This window comes from Streptomyces sp. cf386 (genome assembly GCF_900103585.1).
In the GTDB taxonomy this organism is placed as follows: domain Bacteria; phylum Actinomycetota; class Actinomycetes; order Streptomycetales; family Streptomycetaceae; genus Streptomyces.
Map to the genome: position 1 here is coordinate 107107 of NZ_FNHV01000008.1, position 17963 is coordinate 125069.

The 17963-nt window shown below is 71.6% G+C and carries 19 protein-coding genes and 1 pseudogene; 10 read left to right on the forward strand and 10 right to left on the reverse strand.

Going from position 1 to position 17963, the window contains the following annotated elements; all coding sequences use genetic code 11:
• The first annotated feature begins 10 nt into the window (after window positions 1-10).
• The 4 genes from BLU79_RS21585 (at window position 11) to BLU79_RS21600 (ending at window position 3224) form a co-directional block, all read left to right on the forward strand.
• Window positions 11-571, forward strand: coding sequence for a DinB family protein (locus BLU79_RS21585; protein WP_177001121.1), 561 nt, complete (start codon window positions 11-13; stop codon window positions 569-571).
• Between the two features lie 117 nt (window positions 572-688).
• A complete protein-coding gene (locus BLU79_RS21590) occupies window positions 689-1009 on the forward strand; it encodes a GYD domain-containing protein (protein WP_093907486.1) in 321 nt (106 codons plus the stop codon).
• A 136-nt stretch (window positions 1010-1145) separates the two neighbouring features.
• Entirely contained in the window at window positions 1146-2345 is a 1200-nt protein-coding gene (locus BLU79_RS21595; RefSeq protein ID WP_093907770.1) for a cysteine desulfurase-like protein, read from the forward strand.
• A 366-nt stretch (window positions 2346-2711) separates the two neighbouring features.
• The gene (locus tag BLU79_RS21600) at window positions 2712-3224 is read left to right on the forward strand and encodes a hypothetical protein (RefSeq protein WP_093907487.1); all 513 of its coding nucleotides are present in this window, start codon (window positions 2712-2714) and stop codon (window positions 3222-3224) included.
• Window positions 3225-3240: 16 nt separating this feature from the next.
• Here BLU79_RS21600 and BLU79_RS21605 read toward each other — a convergent pair whose 3' ends face one another.
• Entirely contained in the window at window positions 3241-4623 is a 1383-nt protein-coding gene (locus tag BLU79_RS21605; protein ID WP_093907488.1) for a cryptochrome/photolyase family protein, read from the reverse strand.
• An 80-nt stretch (window positions 4624-4703) separates the two neighbouring features.
• Here BLU79_RS21605 and BLU79_RS49155 point away from each other — a divergent pair, with 80 nt between their 5' ends.
• Both BLU79_RS49155 and BLU79_RS21615 read left to right on the forward strand, forming a co-directional pair.
• Entirely contained in the window at window positions 4704-4832 is a 129-nt protein-coding gene (locus tag BLU79_RS49155) for a hypothetical protein (protein ID WP_256333414.1), read from the forward strand.
• A gap of 104 nt (window positions 4833-4936) precedes the next feature.
• Entirely contained in the window at window positions 4937-5557 is a 621-nt protein-coding gene (locus BLU79_RS21615; RefSeq protein WP_093907490.1) for a DUF7691 family protein, read from the forward strand.
• Between the two features lie 47 nt (window positions 5558-5604).
• Here BLU79_RS21615 and BLU79_RS21620 read toward each other — a convergent pair whose 3' ends face one another.
• Together BLU79_RS21620 and BLU79_RS21625 are read right to left on the reverse strand one after the other, a co-directional pair.
• Window positions 5605-6624, reverse strand: a complete 1020-nt coding sequence (locus BLU79_RS21620; protein WP_093907491.1) for an MASE1 domain-containing protein — start codon at window positions 6622-6624, stop codon at window positions 5605-5607.
• Complete coding sequence (locus BLU79_RS21625) at window positions 6621-7469, reverse strand: PP2C family protein-serine/threonine phosphatase (protein WP_093907492.1); 849 nt, start codon at window positions 7467-7469, stop codon at window positions 6621-6623. Before BLU79_RS21625 ends, BLU79_RS21620 begins: the two co-directional genes overlap by 4 nt.
• A 202-nt stretch (window positions 7470-7671) precedes the next feature.
• Between BLU79_RS21625 and BLU79_RS21630 the strand changes: the two genes are divergently transcribed.
• On the forward strand, window positions 7672-8238 hold the full coding sequence (locus tag BLU79_RS21630) for a tellurite resistance TerB family protein (protein WP_093907493.1): 567 nt from the start codon (window positions 7672-7674) through the stop codon (window positions 8236-8238).
• A 31-nt stretch (window positions 8239-8269) separates the two neighbouring features.
• Here the strand turns inward: BLU79_RS21630 and BLU79_RS21635 are convergent, their stop codons facing one another.
• Both BLU79_RS21635 and BLU79_RS21640 read right to left on the reverse strand, forming a co-directional pair.
• Window positions 8270-9511: a sensor histidine kinase gene (locus BLU79_RS21635; protein WP_093907494.1), complete on the reverse strand. Its 1242-nt coding sequence runs from the start codon at window positions 9509-9511 to the stop codon at window positions 8270-8272.
• Window positions 9512-9635: 124 nt separating this feature from the next.
• The gene (locus tag BLU79_RS21640; protein ID WP_177001122.1) at window positions 9636-11846 is read right to left on the reverse strand and encodes an MMPL family transporter; all 2211 of its coding nucleotides are present in this window, start codon (window positions 11844-11846) and stop codon (window positions 9636-9638) included.
• A gap of 667 nt (window positions 11847-12513) precedes the next feature.
• Here BLU79_RS21640 and BLU79_RS50030 point away from each other — a divergent pair.
• A complete protein-coding gene (locus tag BLU79_RS50030; RefSeq protein ID WP_371131905.1) occupies window positions 12514-13131 on the forward strand; it encodes an expansin EXLX1 family cellulose-binding protein in 618 nt (205 codons plus the stop codon).
• A gap of 63 nt (window positions 13132-13194) precedes the next feature.
• Here BLU79_RS50030 and BLU79_RS21650 read toward each other — a convergent pair whose 3' ends face one another.
• The gene (locus tag BLU79_RS21650) at window positions 13195-14157 is read right to left on the reverse strand and encodes an alpha/beta hydrolase (RefSeq protein WP_093907497.1); all 963 of its coding nucleotides are present in this window, start codon (window positions 14155-14157) and stop codon (window positions 13195-13197) included.
• A gap of 398 nt (window positions 14158-14555) precedes the next feature.
• Window positions 14556-14663, reverse strand: a pseudogene (locus BLU79_RS47485) (lytic polysaccharide monooxygenase); the annotation flags it as partial.
• Window positions 14664-14726: 63 nt separating this feature from the next.
• Between BLU79_RS47485 and BLU79_RS48310 the strand changes: the two are divergent.
• Window positions 14727-15140, forward strand: coding sequence for a hypothetical protein (locus tag BLU79_RS48310; RefSeq protein ID WP_177001123.1), 414 nt, complete (start codon window positions 14727-14729; stop codon window positions 15138-15140).
• A gap of 93 nt (window positions 15141-15233) precedes the next feature.
• Here BLU79_RS48310 and BLU79_RS21660 read toward each other — a convergent pair whose 3' ends face one another.
• From BLU79_RS21660 to BLU79_RS21670, 3 genes are all read right to left on the reverse strand, one after another.
• Window positions 15234-15725 carry an RNA polymerase sigma factor gene (locus BLU79_RS21660; protein WP_093907499.1) on the reverse strand — a complete coding sequence of 164 codons (492 nt, stop codon included), beginning with the start codon at window positions 15723-15725 and terminating at the stop codon, window positions 15234-15236.
• Window positions 15726-15861: 136 nt separating this feature from the next.
• Window positions 15862-16563, reverse strand: a complete 702-nt coding sequence (locus tag BLU79_RS21665; RefSeq protein ID WP_093907500.1) for a class F sortase — start codon at window positions 16561-16563, stop codon at window positions 15862-15864.
• Window positions 16560-16967: a Tat pathway signal sequence domain protein gene (locus BLU79_RS21670; protein ID WP_093907501.1), complete on the reverse strand. Its 408-nt coding sequence runs from the start codon at window positions 16965-16967 to the stop codon at window positions 16560-16562. The genes BLU79_RS21665 and BLU79_RS21670 overlap by 4 nt, the downstream gene beginning before the upstream one ends.
• 217 nt (window positions 16968-17184) lie before the next feature.
• On the opposite strand from BLU79_RS21670, the gene BLU79_RS21675 reads away from it, so the two are divergent.
• Window positions 17185-17919, forward strand: a complete 735-nt coding sequence (locus BLU79_RS21675; RefSeq protein WP_093907502.1) for a TetR/AcrR family transcriptional regulator — start codon at window positions 17185-17187, stop codon at window positions 17917-17919.
• Window positions 17920-17963 lie beyond the last annotated feature (44 nt).

Here is a 17963-nt window from a genome sequence, read left to right on the forward strand (position 1 = left end):
ACACATGGTTATGGCTGACGAACCCGCGCGATGGAGCCGGGCGACCGAGTACCCCGACATGTGGGTCGACCCGGACGACGACCCCCGCGAAAACGACGGAGTCAGTCCGGACGGCGAATTGGCGACGCTCCAGGACTTCCTGACGAACTACCGCAGCACCCTGCGGATGAAGTGCGAGGGCCTGGACCCGGAGCAGCTGGCCCGCCGGTCGGTGCCGCCGTCGACGATGTCGTTGCTCGGCCTGATCCGGCACCTCGCCGAGGTGGAGCGGGACTGGCAGAACTGGATCACCGACGGTGAGCCGCTGCCCCAGCTGTACGGCGAGCCCGACGGTGACTTCCTCGGAGCAGTCGCCGAACAGGCCGTGGTCGACGCCGCGTACGCCGACCTGGAGCGCGAGCAGGCCGCGACCGACGCCGCGCTGGCCGAGCATCCGGATCTGGGCGAGCGGGTGGGCAAGGACGGGGTCGCGGTGCGGGAGCTGATGGTGCACCGGATCGAGGAGTACGCCCGGCACTGCGGGCACGCCGACCTGCTGCGCGAGTGCGTCGACGGACGGGTGGGCCAGTGAGGGGCGGGCCTCTTCCGGCTGCCAACGGGTGAATACGGCCGGGTGATGCGTGGCGGCCGGCCAACAGCGGGAAGGGCATCTCGCGTACCGGACCAGCGACGGGCAGGGAGCATCCCGATGCCGAAGTTCCTCGTTCAGGCCAGCTACACGCCCGAGGGCACCAAGGGGCTGCTCGAAGAAGGCGCGAGTGGGCGTCGTGCCGCCGTCGAGCAGGTCGTCGCCGACCTCGGCGGCGAGGTCGAGGCCCTGTACTTCGCCTTCGGCGAGGACGACTTCGTGTGCATCCTCGACTTCCCCGACGCGGTCTCCATGGCCGCCGTCAGCCTCAGGGTCAAGGCCAGCGGCGCCCTCAACACCCGGGCCACCCCCCTCCTCACCCTTGAGGAGACCGACCAGGCCATCCGCCGGCAGGTCGCCTTCCGGGCCCCCGGCACATAGAGAGCGGCCAGTGAGCCACGCGGACGGCCTGCCGGAAGTGACCGCTTCCGGCAGGCCGTTCGTGGGTGTCGACGGCCTCGGCGAGGGAAAGGGGCACCGCGACGCCACGCACGCCGCCCGACAGAAAGCCGAGCCCATGGCCATCGACCTCTCCGCCCTGCGGGCCCACTTTCCCTCCCTCGACACCGGCCTCGCCTTCTTCGACGGACCGGGCGGAACGCAGACCCCCCGCCCCGTCGCCGACGCCATCGCCGCGACGCTGACCGGCCCGCTGTCCAACCGGGGCACCGTCGGCCCGTCCGAGCTCAACGCCGAGCGTGCCGTCGCCGACTTCCGCGCCGCGTACGCCGACCTGCTCCATGTGCCGGCGAACGGCATCGTCCACGGCCGCAGCGCCACCCAGCTGACGTACGACTTCTCCCGCCACCTGGCCAAGGGGTGGAAGGCCGGCGACGAGATCGTCCTCAGCCGCCTCGATCACGACGCCAACGTCCGCCCCTGGCTGCAGGCGGCCGAGCGCACCGGAGTGACGGTCCACTGGATCGAGATCGACGCCGAGACGACGGAGCTGGACCTCGACTCGTACGAGCGCGCCCTCTCCCCCCGGACCCGGCTGGTCGCGGTCACGGCGGCCTCGAACGTGCTCGGCACCAAGCCGCCCGTCCGCCGCATCGCCGACCGCGCCCATGAGGTCGGCGCCCTGGTGTACGTGGACGGCGTGCACTACGCCGCGCACCACCTCGTGGACGTACCCGCCCTCGGGGCCGACCTGTTCGTCTGCTCGCCGTACAAGTTCCTCGGACCGCACTGCGGGGTGCTCGCGGCGGCGCCCGAGTTCCTCGAAACCGTGCGCCCGGACAAGCTCCTGCCCTCCACCGACGCCGTGCCGGAACGCTTCGAGTTCGGCACGCTGCCGTACGAGACCCTGGCGGGCGCCACCGCCGCCGTCGACTTCCTCGCGGCGATGGACCCGGGCACGGCGGCCACACGCCGGGAGCGGCTCGCGCATGCCCTGGGCGCCCTGCACGAGCACGAGCGGGTCCTGCGCACCAGGCTGGAGGACGGCGTGCGAGCGCTGGGCGACGCCGTCACCGTCCACTCCAAGGCCCCCGACCGCACCCCGACCCTCCTGATGACCCTCGAAGGCCGCGACGCCCTCCAGGCCCAGGTCCACCTGGCCGCGCGCGACGTGGTGGCACCGGCCGGCTCGTTCTACGCGTACGAGCCCTTCACCGCACTGAAGCTCCAGGACCCCGCCCTGCGCGCGGGCCTGGCCCCCTACAACACCACCGACGACGTGGACCGCCTGCTGGCCGGCCTCGCCGCCTTCCTCTGACGGCTTCGGATCAGGCGCAGCCGCAGTCAGTACGTGCAGCCCGGTCGCCAGAAGACGATCGATCGGCCGGCCGGCCGCTCAGGGAAGACCGGAGGGGAATTCACACCTGCGAGCAGTAGGAACACCGACAGGAGCGCCGCGGCCACGCCGGGGGCTCCCCTCGAAGGGCCGAACCGCTCCTCGAACAGGCGCCCGTCAGCAGGGGCCCGTCAGACGGACGAGCCTGCCACCCAGTAGGGTGATTGAAAGTTTGAGAGTTCTCACCCAGGGCTTCTCCGCCGCGCTGCGTACCCTGGAATACGTCCGCGGCCGACCGCACCACCGAGAAGACCGGTTCACCCGAGCGAATTCGAAGGAACAGCGAACGTGTCGTTGAAGAACAGTCGTCTCAGGCTCGCTTCCGTGGCGCTCATCGTGGCGCTCTCCGGCCTGGTCGCGGCGGGCCCCGCCATGGCGGCCACGCAGCCGTCCGTCGCGGCGGCGTCCACGGGGGCGCAGGAGCAGGCCCCCGCGGCCCCCACCGACTTCGTGGACCTGCCCACGAGCCCCCTCCCGGCCGACAGCGCGCCGCAGGAGTTCACGGTCACGTACCGCAACGACTCGTCGGCCGAACGCACCGTCGCCCCCCAGCTCCTCGTGACGTCCCCTGACGCGGGTCCGTTCCTGACCCCCACGGACGTCAAGCTGGAGCGCCGCACCGCGCACGGCTGCTGGGAGACCGTCCGGCCCGGCGCCCAGACGGGCACGCTGTTCACCGACCTCACGGACGCACAGCGCACGCTGCCCGCGGGCGAGACCCTCACCCAGGTCTACCGGCTGACCGTCGTCAACCCGCAGGCCCAGGGCACGGTGGCCCCGAGGGTGGCCCTGTACGGCTGAGCCCGTCTCCGACCGGTCAGTCGACGCCCCGCCCCGCCCTGAACCGGGCGGCGGCCGTCTCCAGGTCCACGATCGGGGCGGGGTAGTCCAGGCCCTCCAGGCCCGCGCGGCCGGCTTCGTCGAGCCGCGGGAGACGGTGGACCGTCCCGGCGTCGAGATGCCGCAGCTCCGGGAGCCAGCGGCGTACGTACTCCCCGTCGGGGTCGAAACGGCGTGCCTGGACGAGGGGGTTGAGGAGCCGGTTCGGGCGGGTGTCCGTGCCGGTTCCGGCGGCCCACTGCCAGTTGAGCTGGTTGTTCGCGAGGTCACCGTCGACCAGCAGGTCCAGGAAGTGGCGGGCGCCCACCCGCCAGTCGACGTACAGCGTCTTGGCGAGGAAGCTCGCCGCTAGGAGTCGGGCCCGGCCCGGCATCCAGCCCTCGTGGCGGAGCTGGCGCATGGCCGCGTCGACGACCGGATAGCCCGTACGCCCGTCCCGCCAGGCCTCGATCTCCTTCGGTGCGTGGCGCCAACGGTCGTGCCGGGGGCGGTAGTCGTGGTCGGCCGCATCGGGACGGGCCGCCAGGACCTGGTGGTGGAATTCGCGCCAGGCGAGCTGGCGGACGAAGGCGTGCGCCCCGGGGGTGTCCTGGGAGCGGGCCCGGTGCAGCAACTCGGTGGCGGACAGGCAGCCGAAGTGCAGGTAGGGGGAGAGCCGCGAGGTCGCGTCGGCGGCCAGGTCGTCGTGCCGTTCGTCATAGGCGGACAGCGGGCCGGACAGCCATGACCGCAGCCTGCGCCGGGCCCCGGATTCCCCGCCTTCGGGCAGGCCCGGCGACGCGGAACCCGCCGCGAGGGACTCGGCTCGGGGCAGGTCGGCCGAGCGCACGTCCGGTACCCGTACCGCGTCCGGGGCCGGCAGCACGCGCCGCACGGAGAAGCTCTCCCAACGCCGGAAGTACGGCGTGAACACCGCGAAGTGGTCCTTGCCGCCGCCCGAGGGCGTCAGCGCCCCCGGCGGCACGGCCGTCAACGAGGCGTCGTGGACGCGCAGTTCACGCCGGTCACCCGCCAGCTCCGCACGCAGCCGGTCCTCGCGCCGTACCGCGTACCGGCTCACCCCGCCCGCGACATGCACCGCATCGGCCCCGGTCTCGGCCGCCACCCGACAGGTCTCCTCGACGACATCACCGACCCGCACCACCAGCCGACCGCCCCGCTCCCGCAGGGCCGCGTCGAGGTCGGCCAGGCTGTCGGCGAGGAACGCCGCACGATTGGGCACGACGAACCCGGCGCGACGGATACCTGTGTCGACGACGAAGAGCGGGACCACGCGCTCCGCGTCCCGCAGAGCGGCCTGGAGCACGGGGTTGTCGTGCAGCCGCAGGTCCGCGGTGAACAGGGCGACGCAGACGCGCAAGGTTTCTCGATCCCCTGGTGGGTGAGGGCCGTTTCGACACGGGCCGGGTGGCCGGGTGGGCCCATTCGGCCGCGGCGGCGATGTTACGGGCCGAGCGGCCGAGGACCGCGGAACCCGCGCGGGTGCCGGTGGCCCGGCGCGTCGTCGTCCACCTGGTCACGGACGAGCAGGCGGGTGAGCTGCCCGCCGCCGGGCCCGTGCCCGTGTGACGACGCCGGTCCCGGGCCGACGCCCCGCCGACGCTCCGGCCTCAAAGTCCCTGCTCAGACGGCGAGTTCGAGGCGATGTCAGTGGCATCCCATAGGTTCGTGGCATGAGTTCTTCGCTGAGCGTCCACCTGCTCGATGTCGCCGCCACGCGCGCCCTGGTCGGATCCCGGGACGACCAGTTGCTGGAGGTCATACGCGACAGGTTCGGCGACGACCTGACCCGCGACGACGCCTCCTTCCGCCACGAGATCGAGCAAGGCGCCCCGACGGCGTACGAGGCGCTGCGCGCGGTCGTCCACGGCGGGCCGTTCAGCGAGAACGAGGACCACGGCTTCCAGTACGGCTACGCCTACAAGCGGCTGTGCTCGCTCACCGGCACGTTCCTGGACAACAGCTGCTTCACCCCGCACCGGGGCGACTGGCTGGCGCAGGTCGACCAGGGCCTGAAGGCGCTCGGCGTCACCGCCGTGTCCGTGGAGGACTTCGGCTACGGCGGTCTGCCCGCCCCGCTGCCGTACACCTTCACACCGGGCTGCGGTACCTGGACGCCCGAGGCCGTCGCACGGGCACTGGAGCAGTTCGAGGCCACCAAGCGGGCGGTCGACGCGTCGGGCGAGGCGCCGCCGCTGGAGCCCGAGATCGTGGACGCCGTCATGCAGTGCCTCGGCTGGATGCGGCACGCGGAGGAACGGCCGGGCTTCGGGGTCATCGGCTTCCGCTCCTGACGGTTCGAGCGGCCCTCAGAGCGGCCCCCACCCCGTCGTACAGGCATTCACCTGCGCTGCTGTCCCTTTCCGCGCTCGCGTTCCCCCGGCCGGGACGACGACCACCGATCGAGGTGCTCCTCCGGCGCGAGCCGGGACAGGGCCTCCGTCAGGCGCTCGCAGACCCGCTCGATCTCGCCGAGCGTGTGGTTGCGCTCGGTGATGATCGCCGAGAGCAGCAGGGCGGTCAGGGACACGGTGCCGTTGAAGGCCTGGAGGATGACCATCTGGGCGAGGAGATCGTGCCCGGCGAAGGGGCCCGCCCCGCGCGCCCCCGCGTGGATGGTGATCACGGAGGCGATCAGCACACACGGGGCGGCGCCGACCAGCTGGAAGCGGAAGGCCGCCCAGACCAGGAAGGGGACGACTAGGAAGAGCAGGTTGAGCCGGCTGTGCGTGGCCAGCACCGAGACCGCCGTCGTGCCGACGAGCAGGGCCACCGCCTCGGCCCAGCGCAGGGCGGACACCCCCCGTGGCCACCGTGCCTCGCGCGCGACCAGCAGGAGCGGAGCGAAGACCAGGACGCCCATCGCGTCGCCCGTCCACCACACCGACCAGGTCGGCCAGAAGTCATCGGCCCCGAGCGCGTCGGCGGCCGCGAGCACCCCCGTGCCGACGGTCGCGCTGACCACCATTCCGACCAGGGCCCCGAGGAAGACCAGCGCCAGGGCGTCCTGGAGCCGGTCGAGAGCGAGACGGAAGCCCACCCGCCGCAGGAGCAGACAGGCGAACACCGGGGCGAGGGTGTTGCCGACGGTGATGGCGAGCACGGGGAGGATCGACGGGCCCAGCGCCACGTTCACCAGGAACGCGCCGAGCGCGACGGCCGGCCACATCCTCAGGCCCCACAGCAGCAGGACGACGAGGGCGATGCCGGTGGGCGGCCAGAGCGGCGTGACCTGCCCGCGCACCAGTTCCTGCTGCAGCCCGATCTTGGCGCTGACGTAGTAGGCGGCCACGACGGCGGCCCCCCGCAGTCCCTCGGTGACGTACTGCCGGCGCCGCGCACCCCGTGCCGCACCGGTCATCTCGGCCCGCCTTGGGGCCGCTGCTCCTGGAACCCTCCGTAGCGAAGGACGAGAACCGCGGCGTCGTCGCTGTGGCCGGTGGCGTCCGCCACCTTGATGATCTGCGCGGCCAGCTCGTCCGGGTCGCCCCGGCAGGCGCCGCCCGCCAGTGCGGCCACCCGCTCCAGACCTTCCTCGATCGGATAGCTGGGGCCTTCCACCAACCCGTCGGTGACCAGCACGAACACGCCCACGTCGGTCAGCGACCGGCGGGTCGACGGGTAGCTCTCGCCGGCCTGGATGCCCAGCGGCAGACCGCCCTCGTTGATCACGATGTCGCAGCGGCCGCCGTCCGACGCCCAGACGGCCGGAACGTGCCCGGCGCGGGCGTCGGCGAGCTCGCCGGTGACCGGGTCGAAGCGCAGGAACGAGCAGGTCACGAAGAGGCCGGAGGCCATGGAGACGAGCAGGTCGTTGGTCAGGCGGAGCACCTCCGCCGGGTCCGTGGTAGCGGTGGTGACGGCCCGCAGACAGGTCCGCACCTGCCCCATCATCGCCGCCGCCTCGACGTCGTGCCCCTGCACGTCCCCGATCGCGAACCCCACCGAGCCGTCCGGCATGAGGAACCCGTCGTACCAGTCGCCCCCGATGTCGAGCCCGGCCCGCGCCGGCGCGTACCGTCCCGCCGCCCGCAGGCAAGGCAGGACCGGCAGCTCGGCCGCGAGGACCTGGCGCTGCAGCGCGGCGGCCAGTTCGACGCGGGCCTGCTGGAACTTGATCCGGTCCAGTATCCGGCCGGTCAGGTCGCCGAGCGTCTGGAGCAGATCTCCGGTGCCACCGGGTGGGGTGTTGCGACGGTGGGCCATGGCATCACACTCCGGGTTCCTACGGAGTTGCGCCATTTAGGACGTTTTTACCGTACCCCTGTGCGCCTCGGTGCAGGGCTCCGGCAGGTCAGCCGTCCGGGCTAGGCCGGGAACTTCACGGGGTCGGGGGGAGTTGCCGGAGGGACGCGTGGAACGCGCGCCGATGACCGGAACGACATGGGCTGAAGCCGAGGTGGCACGGATGGCGATGTGGGATCGGATCAAGGACCAGGCCAAGGGTCTGCAGCAGCAGGCGCAGGGGGCGCGCGGCGCCGGCGGGCATGGCGCCGGCGGACACGGCCGGCCGGGTTCGGGGTCCTCCGGGGGTTCGAAGGCGCAGCTGGTGAGCGCGCTCAAGTCCCAGCTCACCTCCCTGAAGACGGAGCTGAAGAGCGGTGCCTACCGTGACGCCAGCATGGCCATGTGCGCCCTGGTCGCCGCCGCCGACGGGCAGGTCGACCCGGCCGAGCGCCAGCACGTGGAATCGCTGATCCTGAACAACGACGTCCTGCAGAACTTCCCGTCCGAACAGCTGCGGCAGCGCTTCAACAAGCACGTCGACCAGCTGTCGTACAACTTCCAGCAGGGCAAGACCGAGGCCCTCCAGGAGATCGCCAAGGCGGCGAAGAAGCCGACGGAGGCCAGGGCGGTCGTCCAGACCGGCTTCGTCGTCGCGGGCGCCGACGGCTATATCGCCCCGGCCGAGGAGCAGGTCCTGCGCGAGGCGTGCTCGACTCTGGGCCTGTCCCCTCAGGAGTTCGGTCTCTGACGGACCGATCGGCGTCCGCTCTCCGACCGGTTCACGGCTCGGTGTCCGCCTCGGCCGGGTGCGGCTGGAGCGGGAGCGTGGTGGTGACCTCGAAGCCGCCCTCGGGGCGGGGGCCGGCGTGCAGCTCGCCGCCGACGGAGTGGGCGCGTTCGCGCATGCCCATGACGCCGAAGCCCTGGGGTTGCGCGGCCCCGGTTCCCCCGGGGGCGGCCATGGGGCCGTCGTCGGTGACGGTGATCAGCAGGCTGGTGCCGGAGTAGACGAGCCGTACGAGGGCGACCTCCGTGGTGGCGTGCTTGGTGACGTTGGTGAGCGCCTCCTGCACGATGCGGAACGCGGTGAGGTCCACGCCGGGGGACAGCTGCCGCGGCTCCCCCTCGGTGGTGACCGTGACGGTGACCCCCGCGGAGGCGCACGCCGAGACCAGTTCGGGCAGCCGGGCCAGCCCGGGCGACGGCTCCAGCGGCGCGGAGTCCGGGTCGCCGTTCTGCCGCAGCAGCCCCAGCGTGGCCTTCAGCTCGCGCAGCGCGGAGGACGTGGTGCCGGTCAGGTCGGTGAGGATCTGCCGGCTCTGCTCCGGACTGGTGAGCGCCAGGTGCGCGGCCGTGCCGGCCTGGGCGTTGGCCAGGGCCAGATGGTGGGCGACGACATCGTGCAGCTCACGGGCGATGCGCATGCGCTCCTCCGTGACCCTGCGCCGTGCCTCCTCCTCCCGGGTGCGCTCGGCGTGCTCGGCGCGGGCCCGCATCGAACTCAGATAGGCGCGCCGCAGCTGGGTCATCTTGCCGGCGGCCAGGGGCAGCATCAGCCAGAAGAGCGGGCCGATCGTCCTCAGCAGCAGCGAGACGTGGTCCATGGAGTCGGAGAACGCGGCCGCGAGCATCAGCGCCACCGTGGCGGGGATGCCGTAGGCACGGGTGGTCTTCCGGTCGGTGTGGCTGGACAGCCAGAACAGCGCCGCCATGATCGGCCCCAGCAACAGCGGGGTGACCAGATATCCCATCGCCACGACGGCGACCGTGCAGACCGCGGTCACGACGAGGGCGATGCGTGGATGGGTGCGGTGCTTCAGCAGGGCGAGGCAGGAGATCCCCAGGAGGACGGCGCTGGCCCGGTCCTGGTCCGGTGGCTCGGCGCCGGGCAGGGTGAGCAGGCTGCCGAGGGTCGCGGAGCCCATCAGCGCCGCGACGATGACCAGGTCGACGACGAAGGGGTGACGGGCGGCGAACCCCTCTAGGCGGTCCGCGTAACGGCGCTCCTGGCTGGTGGTCATCGGACTCTCCGGTCGGTGTGGTGCTGAGGCCATGGTGGACGATCGAGGTCACGGACGGCGACGGGGCCGCGCGTGACCTCGTCCTGGGTCACGGGCGGCCCCTGGTGGGGGGTGGGCCGGTGGTTCAGGTGCGCGCCACTTCCCTCTCCTCGGTCCCGGCCGGCTCCGGCGCCGCCTCCGACCTGCGGCTGAGCGCCTCGCCCTCCACATCCACACGCGGCAGGATCCGGTCCAGCCACTTCGGCAGCCACCAGGCCTTGTCGCCGAGCAGGGCGAGCACGGCGGGCACGATCGCCATCCGTACGACGAAGGCGTCGAAGAGCACGGCGGAGGCGAGCCCGAACCCGATCATCTTGATCATGGAGTCGCTCTCCCCGATGAACCCGGCGAACACCGCGATCATGATCAGCGCGGCGGCCACGACGACACGGGCGCTGTGCCGGAACCCACTGGTCACGGCCTGGTGGGCCGACTCCCCGTGGACGTACGCCTCCCGCATCCGCGAGACGAGGAAGACCTCGTAGTCCATGGCGAGCCCGAAGACGATGCCCACCAGGAAGATCGGCATCAGGCTCATGATCGGCCCGGTCTGCTCCACGCCCAGCAGCTCGGCGCCGTGCCCCTGCTGGAAGACCACGACGACCACGCCGAGTGAGGCCAGCACCGACAGCAGGAAGCCGAGGGCGGCCTTCAGCGGGACGAGCAGCGACCGGAAGACGACGAGCAGCAGGACGACCGCCAGCCCGACCACCACGATCAGATACGGGACCAGCGCGGACTGCACCTTGTCGGCGATGTCGATGTTCATCGCGGTGGTCCCGGTGACCTCGAAGGTCGCCCCGGTCTCGGTCTCCACCCCCGGACGCTCGCCCCGGATGGTGGTCACCAGCTCCTTGGTCTTCTCGTCCGTGGGCGCGGTGGACGGCACGACGGAGAAGACGGCGGTGTCACCGGCGTCGTTGAAGCGGGCGGGAGACACGGACACAACACCCTCCGTGCCCCCGATCTCCTCGGAGACCGTCGTGACGGCACCCTTCGGATCCGCGTCCCCCTTGACGTCCACGACGACGGTCAACGGCCCGTTGAAGCCCGGCCCGAAGGCGTCGGCGAGCGCGTCGTAGGCCCGCCGCTCGGTCGTGGAGGTCGACTTGGCCTCGTCGCCGGGCATGCCGAGCTGCAACTGCGTCATCGGCACGGCGAGCGCCCCGAGGCCGACCACACCGAGCAGCAGCACCGGCAGCGGCCGGCGCAGCACGAACCGCGCCCACCGGGTCCCGCCGTTGGCGTTACCGGCTTCTTCCATACGGCCGCTCTTGCGGGCCTTTCTCGACAGGACGGCGTTCGGCCAGAAGCCGAGGAAGGCCGGGACCAGCGTCAGCGCGATGAACACGGCGACGACGACGGCACCGGCCGCGGCCAGCCCCATCTTGGTGAGCATCGGTATACCGACGACGGAGAGCCCGGCGAGCGCGATGACGACGGTGAGCCCGGCGAAGACGACGGCCGACCCGGCGGTACCGACGGCCATCCCGGCCGCCTCCTGCGGCGCACTGCCCTTGGCACGCTCCTCGCGATACCGCGAGACGACGAACAGGGCGTAGTCGATACCGACCGCGAGGCCCAGCATCATGGCGAGGGTGCCGGTCGTGGTGGACAGCCCGAGGGCGTCCGCCAGCGCGAGGATCGTGGCCATGCTGACGCCGACGCCGATGATCGCGGTCAGCAGCGGCAGCCCCGCGGCGGCCAGCGAGCCGAAGGTGACGAGGAGGACGACGGCGGCGATCGCGACGCCGATCACCTCGGCCATCCCGCCCGCACCGCCTCCGTCGCCCATCGCGCTCCCGCCGGCCTCGACGGTCAGCCCGGAGTCCCGGGCGTCCTCGAGCGTCCGCTCCAGGTGGGTCTTGCTGGCGTCGGTGAGCTCGTTGGCCTTGACCTTGTAGGTGACGGTCGCGTACGCGGTCGTCCCGTCCGCGCTGACCGCCTTCGCCTGGAACGGATCGACGACGGACCCGACCTGCGCACCATCGCCCAGCTCGGTCACGGCCTCCTCGACGGCCTTCTTGTTCTCGACGGCGGTCACCTTCTCACCGCCCGGCGCGACGAAGACGACCCGCGCGGTCGCACCGTCGGCCGTCGCACCCGGGAAGCGCTCCTCCATCAGGTCGAACGCCTTCTGCGACTCGATGCCCGGCATGGAGAACTCCTCGTCGGCGGCTCCCGGAGCCTTGAGGGCACCCAACCCGACGGCGGCCAGCACGGCCGCCCAGACCAGGGCGACGTACCAGCGCCGCCGGAAGGCCAGACGGCCCACGCGATAAAGGAAAGTAGCCACGGCAGGGGGTCTCCACATCTGGGACTCGAACGTGAGCCCAGGCTGTCGGGAGAAGGGGTGCCGCGTCGTCGTGCGGGTGCCGACAATCCCCTGTACTGAGAACGCAGTACAGGGTGGGGAACGGGTCAGCCAGGAGTACGACAGCCAGGACAACCAGGACGGCCAGGACAGTCGGCACTGCTTGCGCACGGTGACGCGACAGCGGCTCACAACCCCGGCAACCATTCCGCCCCCGGCGACCACTGACACATGGAAAACTCCCCACCCGGGAGCCCCACATCCACCACCCCCACGTGCTCTGCTGCTGCCGAACCACGTAAGGACGGACTCACCCATGGCATCCCCTTCCCACCGCCGGTCCCCCCGAAGTTGGCGGACATTCCTGGTCCCCGCGGCAGTCGTGGCCGCGGTCGCACTCGCCGCATCCCTCCTGATGGCGCTACGCCCCGACACGGAACCCACGGCAGGTCACGCCACGACGACACCGACGGCGGACAAGCGGTCCGGCTCCCCGAAGAATCCGCCAAGCCCGTCCCCCACACGGAACCGAAAACCATCCACAAAGCCCACTCCCACGGCACCCCCCACCCCGCAACCTCGCACAACCCCCACAACGGCACGCCCCTCAGCCAAGCCCGCTCCCCAACCGGCGTCGGCGACAGCCCCGTTGGCAGGCCGAATACACCCCGACACCACCTACAAAGGAACCGCGACCTTCTACGACGCCGGCAACGGCGACGGCGCCTGCCTCTACGGTCCCACCGACGACGTCATGACCGCGGCGATGAACACCACGGACTACGAGACCTCAAAGGCCTGCGGAGCGTACGTCCAGGTCCGCGCGGCAACCGGCGCCTCCATAACGGTCCGCATCACCAACGAATGCCCCGCCCCGTGCGCCCCCGGCCAACTCGACCTCAGCGCCCAGGCCTTCGCCAAGCTCGCGACCCCATCGACCGGCCAGATCCCCATCACCTGGACCCTGCTGAGCCCGACCACCTCCGACAAGATCGCGATCCGCTACAAAACAGGCTCCAGCCGCTACTGGTGCGGCATCCAGGCCGTAGGCCACCGCAATCCCCTGGCCCGCCTGGAGGTCCGCGACGGCACGACGTGGCGCCAACTGCCGCGCACCGAGTACAACTACTTCCTCTCCGAGCAGGGGGGCGGGTGCGGGGGCGACATCAGGCTGACCGACATCTACGGGGAGACGCTGACGGTGGACGGGCTCGCGGTGCGGCCGGATGTGCTGCAGCCGACGGGGGTGCAGTTCGGGGCGCGCTGACGAGGAAGGCCGGGCCTGATACAGCAAACAGATCCTGCCGAGCCGTACGTCGAGTTCGGTTCGCTAACCGGTCCCGAGGGCATCGCGAAGGAGCGAGACAGCCTGGTCCACGGCCGCTCGGGTGGCCCTGGTCTCGCTCAGCGAGTTGAGCATCATGAAATCGTGCACCGCGCCGTCGTAGCGCACCGTCGTGACCGGGACACCCGCTGCGCGCAGCTTCGCGGCGTAGGCCTCGCCCTCGTCGCGCAGCACGTCGGCCTCGTCGACGATCAGCAGGGCGGGCGGCAGGCCATCGAGTTGATCGGTGGAGGCGTGGTTGGGGGAGGCGGTGATCTCCTCGCGCTGCGCCGGGTCGGTGGTGTAGGCGTCCCAGAACCACTCCATGGCCTTGCGGCTGAGGTAATAGCCGGTGCCGAACTGTTCGTAGGACCCGGTGTCCATGGCCGCGTCCGTGACCGGGTAGTACATGGACTGCTGTACGAAGGTGACGTCACCGCGTTCCTTGGCCATCAGGGCTAGCGCGGCCGTCATGTTCCCGCCGACCGAGTCGCCGGCCACCGCCATGCGCCCGGCGTCCAGGCCCTTGGACGCCCCCTCACGCTTGATCCACTGTGCGGTGGCGTAGCCCTGCTCGATGGCCACGGGGTAGTGGGCCTCCGGTGAGGCCGTGTACTCCACGAAGGCCACCGCTGCGCGGGCACCGACCGCCAGCTCCCGTACCAGGCGGTCATGGGTGGCGGCGTTGCCCAGCACCCAGCCGCCGCCGTGCATGTACAGCACGACGGGCAGTGTTCCGGTGGCACCCTGCGGTTTGACTATGCGCACCCGTACGTCGCCCACGGAGGCGGATACGGTGATCCACTCCTCGTCGACCGGCAGCTTGTCGACCGGCGCTGCCTGCAGGTCGTCGAGCACCTTGCGTGCTTCGACCGGCTTCAGCTCGTACAAGAACGGATGGTGCGAGGTCGCGTCGGCCAGCTCCTGCGCCGGACGCTCCAGGACGATCGAGTCGGATTGAGCGGTCATGGCAGTGCTCCTGGCATTGCTGAGAAGCCCAAAAGTAAAGGACGGTGGGTGTGGGGTGACTCCCCTGCGGGCGTCCACGCCGCCGCGGACCCGGGCTCTGATCCGAGCCCCGGCCAACCCCCCGAATGGGGCAATACGCCCATCCTAGACGCGCGCCCAACAACCCTCGACTTCGGAGCCCGGCCGGCGGAAGCAGACGAGGTACCCGGACCCGAAGAAGCAGGTGTGGCAGTACGCGCTGGACATCGGGTCCACCCTGACGCTGGTGCGAGGAGTCTCGCCCGCCGAGTTGTTCAGGATGGCGGGTGCTGCCCGAGTCCTTCATCGCCGGCGCGTTCACCGTTCAGGGCGAGGGAGGGGAGTGGACCCCCGTCCAGCTCGACGCGATCAGCTCCGACTCAGCGGAAGTTCACGTCACTGCACAGGAAGTACGTCTGGTCCATGTGGGACGCCTGCCAGATCGTGTACACGACGTGGCGGCCGGTGAGGCCCGACGCCCACCGAGGCTGCGCCCCTTACGCCCCCTCCGCAACGACGGACCGCGCCAGATTCACGGAACTCGCGTAGGCGTGGCCGCCGTTCCCGCCCGCTCCGTCGGCGGAGGCGTCGTCGGCACAGATGACGCCTCCGATGACGGCACCGCCGTAGCCGCCGCCGAACTGTCCGGCGTCCGGGTCACGCCCGTCCCGTCGCTCGTGGCGGTCGGAACGCCCGCGGTCTCCGGTGGCACCGTCGGCGTCGGCGAAGCCGATTCCGCGGACGTGGGTGACGGCGACGGGGTGGAGGGCAACGACGGCTCGGGCGATGTCGTACGGCTCGTCGCCGGCGGGGGTGCCAGCGGGGGCGTCGGGGTGGTGGGGCCGTCGGGCCTGGCGAAGTGCAGCGGGACCGCGATGAGGGCCGCGACCGCGCACGTCGCGCCGAGACCCGCCGCCGTACGCAGGAGGCGGCGGCGTGATGCCCTGCGGCGGACCGCCTCGTAGTGGCCGGGCGGTGGGGCGAGGTGCTCGGAGGGAGGTCGCAGGATCACCGCGAGGGGGTCGTCGGGGGACAGCTCCGGGACGTCCGGGTCCTCGTCAAAGCGTGTGGTCAAGGCTTCTCCTCAGGTGGACGCGGAGCAGTTCGCGGGCCGCGTGGAGGTCGGCCTTGACGGTTCCTTCCTTACGTCCGGTCAGCACGGACACCTCCCGGATCGGCATGTCAGCGTAGTAGTGGAGGAGGATCGGGGTGCGGAGGCGTTCGGGGAGGGACTGGACCAGCAGACGTACGGCCGGGTCCGCCTGTTCCGTATGGGAGTTGGCCTCGGCCTCCGCCGTGACCCGGCGCATCGCCTTGCGCTCGCGCTCCAGTTTGCGCCAGTGGTCCCGGACCAGGTTGGCCGCCGTGACATAGAGGAAGCCGCGCGGCTCCTCCACCCGGCTCCAGCGGGCCCAGAGCCGGGTGAAGGCCTCGGAGGCGATCTCGTGGGCCGTCTCGTCGTCGTCGACGAGACGGCGGCACCAGCCGGCCAGGCGCGGATACAGGGCGGCGAACAGCTCGGACGCTGCCTTGTCTCGGGACCGTTTCAACGCTCTCCAGGGTGGTGATGAACACGCGCCGCACTCGTGGAGGAAGATGCCGGGCCGTCGGCGGCCGTTCCGAAAGCCCGGGATCCGTCCTGAAGCCCGGTATCCGGGCGTGCGGTGACTGCGGCGGGGCGGGCGGTCAGGGTGTTGTGGAGGTCAGCCTGGCGAACACGATCACGTTGTCCCGGTACTCCTCCCCGTCCCGCGGCCCCCCGCATGTGATCAGCCGCAGTTCAGGACGGTCTACGTTCCCGTAGACGTCGTCCGTCGGAAAGTCCGCCTTGGCGACCGTCCGTACGGCGCTGACCGTGAACTCCGCCGAGCTGCCGTCCTCCCTGCGCGCCACGATCCGGTCGCCCCGCCGCAGCCGGGCGAGGTGCCGGAACACCCCGTCCCCGTGGGCGCCCACCGTGACATGGCCGAGGAGGACCGACGGGCCGACCTGCCCCGGCGTCGGCGAGTGCCGGTACCAGCCCGCGCGGTCGTCGGCCGTGATCGGCGGCACCTGCACCGTGCCGTCCGACGCCAGGCCGAGCCGTATGACGGGGGTGTCGACGTCGATCGCCGGGATCTGGAGACGGACCGGGGACGAACGGCCCAGCGCCCGCGCCGAGTTCGCGGACGGCGAGGAAGAGGAGGAGGAAGAGGAAGACGAACCGTCGCTCTCGCCGCCCGCCTCCTTCCTGCCTCGCGTTCTCCGGGACTGCCCGCTCGCGGCCTCCGCTTCCTGTCCCTGGCCGCCGCATCCCACCAGCAGCGAGGCCATGGCCGCCGTGGCCGCCGCGCCGAACGCACGCCTGGAGAGCGGCGTGGGCGACGCCGGCCCGGACAGCGGCGTCATACGCCGTTCGCCCGCCGACGCCGTACGACGAAGACCGCGCCACCGACGAGGACCGCCGCCGCCGCACCGCCTCCGATCAGTCCGCCCGTGTTGCCGGACGACGAGGACGCCGCCGTGACTCCGGTGTCGGGCGCCCCGGACGGCACGGCGGAGACCTGGCCGCCCTCCGACGGCCGCGTCGGCTCGGCCTCCGACGGTGCCGAGGGGACCGGCGAGGCGGGGCGGGTCGGCTGCGCGCTGGCGTCGGTGGTCGGCTCGGGGCTCGGCTCGGCGGAGGCCGGCGGCTGTGTGGCCGTCCGGCTGGGGGCCGGGGTCGGGGAGGTCCCGTCGGCGAAGGCGGGGGCGGTGCTCGCCAGCAGGGCGGTGGCCGTAAGTGCCAGGGCGCTCAGGACGGTTCGGCGCATGGAGTCGCTCGCTCTCTTTCGTCGGCCCGCCCGGTACTGCCGTACGCGGTGGGCTGGATGACGGTCGAGCGGAGAGACGACCCGGCGGCGGGGCAGGTTGTAAAGAGATGGCAAAGTCGTCGAGCCTGCCGATCGGTTCCGGACTCTTCGGCTCCCTTTCAAGACAGACACCCACCCCCGCTTGATTAAGTCATGTGATTTAACTTGGCTGGGCGGCATGACGGACACCGCCCCGCCCACCGACCGCTCCGCCGAGACCCGCGACGTCATCATGACCGCCGCCGAGCGGCTCTACGCCCAGCACGGACTGGCAGCGGTGTCGAACCGGCAGATCTGCGAGGCGTCGGGGCAGGGCAACGTCGCCGCCGTGGGCTACCACTTCGGCAGCAAGTCGGGGCTGGTGCGCGCGATCATGCGCCGCAACGCCGAGGCGATCGAGGACGCTCGGGAGCGGATGCTCGACGAGATGGGCACGGGGGATGCCGTGCCGGAGGTCCGGGACTGGGTGGCCTGTCTCGTACGGCCCGTCACCGCGTATCTCGACTCGCTCGGCGTCCCCTCCTGGCACGCCCGCTTCTCCGCGCTCGTGATGACCGACCCCGTGCTGAGGGCGCTCGTCACCGACGAGGCGCTCGTACGGGAACCCCTCCAGCGCACCCTGCGCGGCCTCGGCCGCCGCCTCGACTTCCTGCCCGCCGAGGTACGCGCCGAACGCGGGCGCATGGCCCGCCTGTTGATCACCCACACCTGCGCCGAGCAGGAGCGCGCGCTCGCCGAGGGGACAGGTGAACTCCCCCCGTCCTGGGACGCCACGGCCACCGCCCTGACCGACGCCCTCACCGGGCTACTCCTGGCTCCCCCGACGCCGACAACGACGCCGTCACCGTCACTGTCACCGTCGATGACGCCATCGCCGGTCGCCTCCGACGTACGCCACTCCGCCAACCCTTGACCGAGCCCCGCCCAAACTGGCCCCCGCCCCCACCCCCACCCACG

Excerpts from the sequence above, each read along its gene's own strand:
- BLU79_RS21620 (WP_093907491.1), bottom strand. The coding sequence starts at position 6,624 with ATGACCGGTGCGGCACGGGGTGCGCGGCGCCGGCAGTACGTCACCGAG.
- BLU79_RS21675 (WP_093907502.1), top strand. The coding sequence starts at position 17,185 with ATGACGGACACCGCCCCGCCCACCGACCGCTCCGCCGAGACCCGCGAC.
- BLU79_RS21590 (WP_093907486.1), top strand. The coding sequence starts at position 689 with ATGCCGAAGTTCCTCGTTCAGGCCAGCTACACGCCCGAGGGCACCAAG.
- BLU79_RS49155 (WP_256333414.1), top strand. The coding sequence starts at position 4,704 with ATGTTACGGGCCGAGCGGCCGAGGACCGCGGAACCCGCGCGGGTGCCG.
- BLU79_RS21670 (WP_093907501.1), bottom strand. The coding sequence starts at position 16,967 with ATGCGCCGAACCGTCCTGAGCGCCCTGGCACTTACGGCCACCGCCCTG.
- BLU79_RS21635 (WP_093907494.1), bottom strand. The coding sequence starts at position 9,511 with ATGACCACCAGCCAGGAGCGCCGTTACGCGGACCGCCTAGAGGGGTTC.
- BLU79_RS21625 (WP_093907492.1), bottom strand. The coding sequence starts at position 7,469 with ATGGCCCACCGTCGCAACACCCCACCCGGTGGCACCGGAGATCTGCTC.
- BLU79_RS21665 (WP_093907500.1), bottom strand. The coding sequence starts at position 16,563 with ATGACGCCGCTGTCCGGGCCGGCGTCGCCCACGCCGCTCTCCAGGCGT.
- BLU79_RS21650 (WP_093907497.1), bottom strand. The coding sequence starts at position 14,157 with ATGACCGCTCAATCCGACTCGATCGTCCTGGAGCGTCCGGCGCAGGAG.
- BLU79_RS21615 (WP_093907490.1), top strand. The coding sequence starts at position 4,937 with ATGAGTTCTTCGCTGAGCGTCCACCTGCTCGATGTCGCCGCCACGCGC.
- BLU79_RS21585 (WP_177001121.1), top strand. The coding sequence starts at position 11 with ATGGCTGACGAACCCGCGCGATGGAGCCGGGCGACCGAGTACCCCGAC.
- BLU79_RS21630 (WP_093907493.1), top strand. The coding sequence starts at position 7,672 with ATGGCGATGTGGGATCGGATCAAGGACCAGGCCAAGGGTCTGCAGCAG.
- BLU79_RS21595 (WP_093907770.1), top strand. The coding sequence starts at position 1,146 with ATGGCCATCGACCTCTCCGCCCTGCGGGCCCACTTTCCCTCCCTCGAC.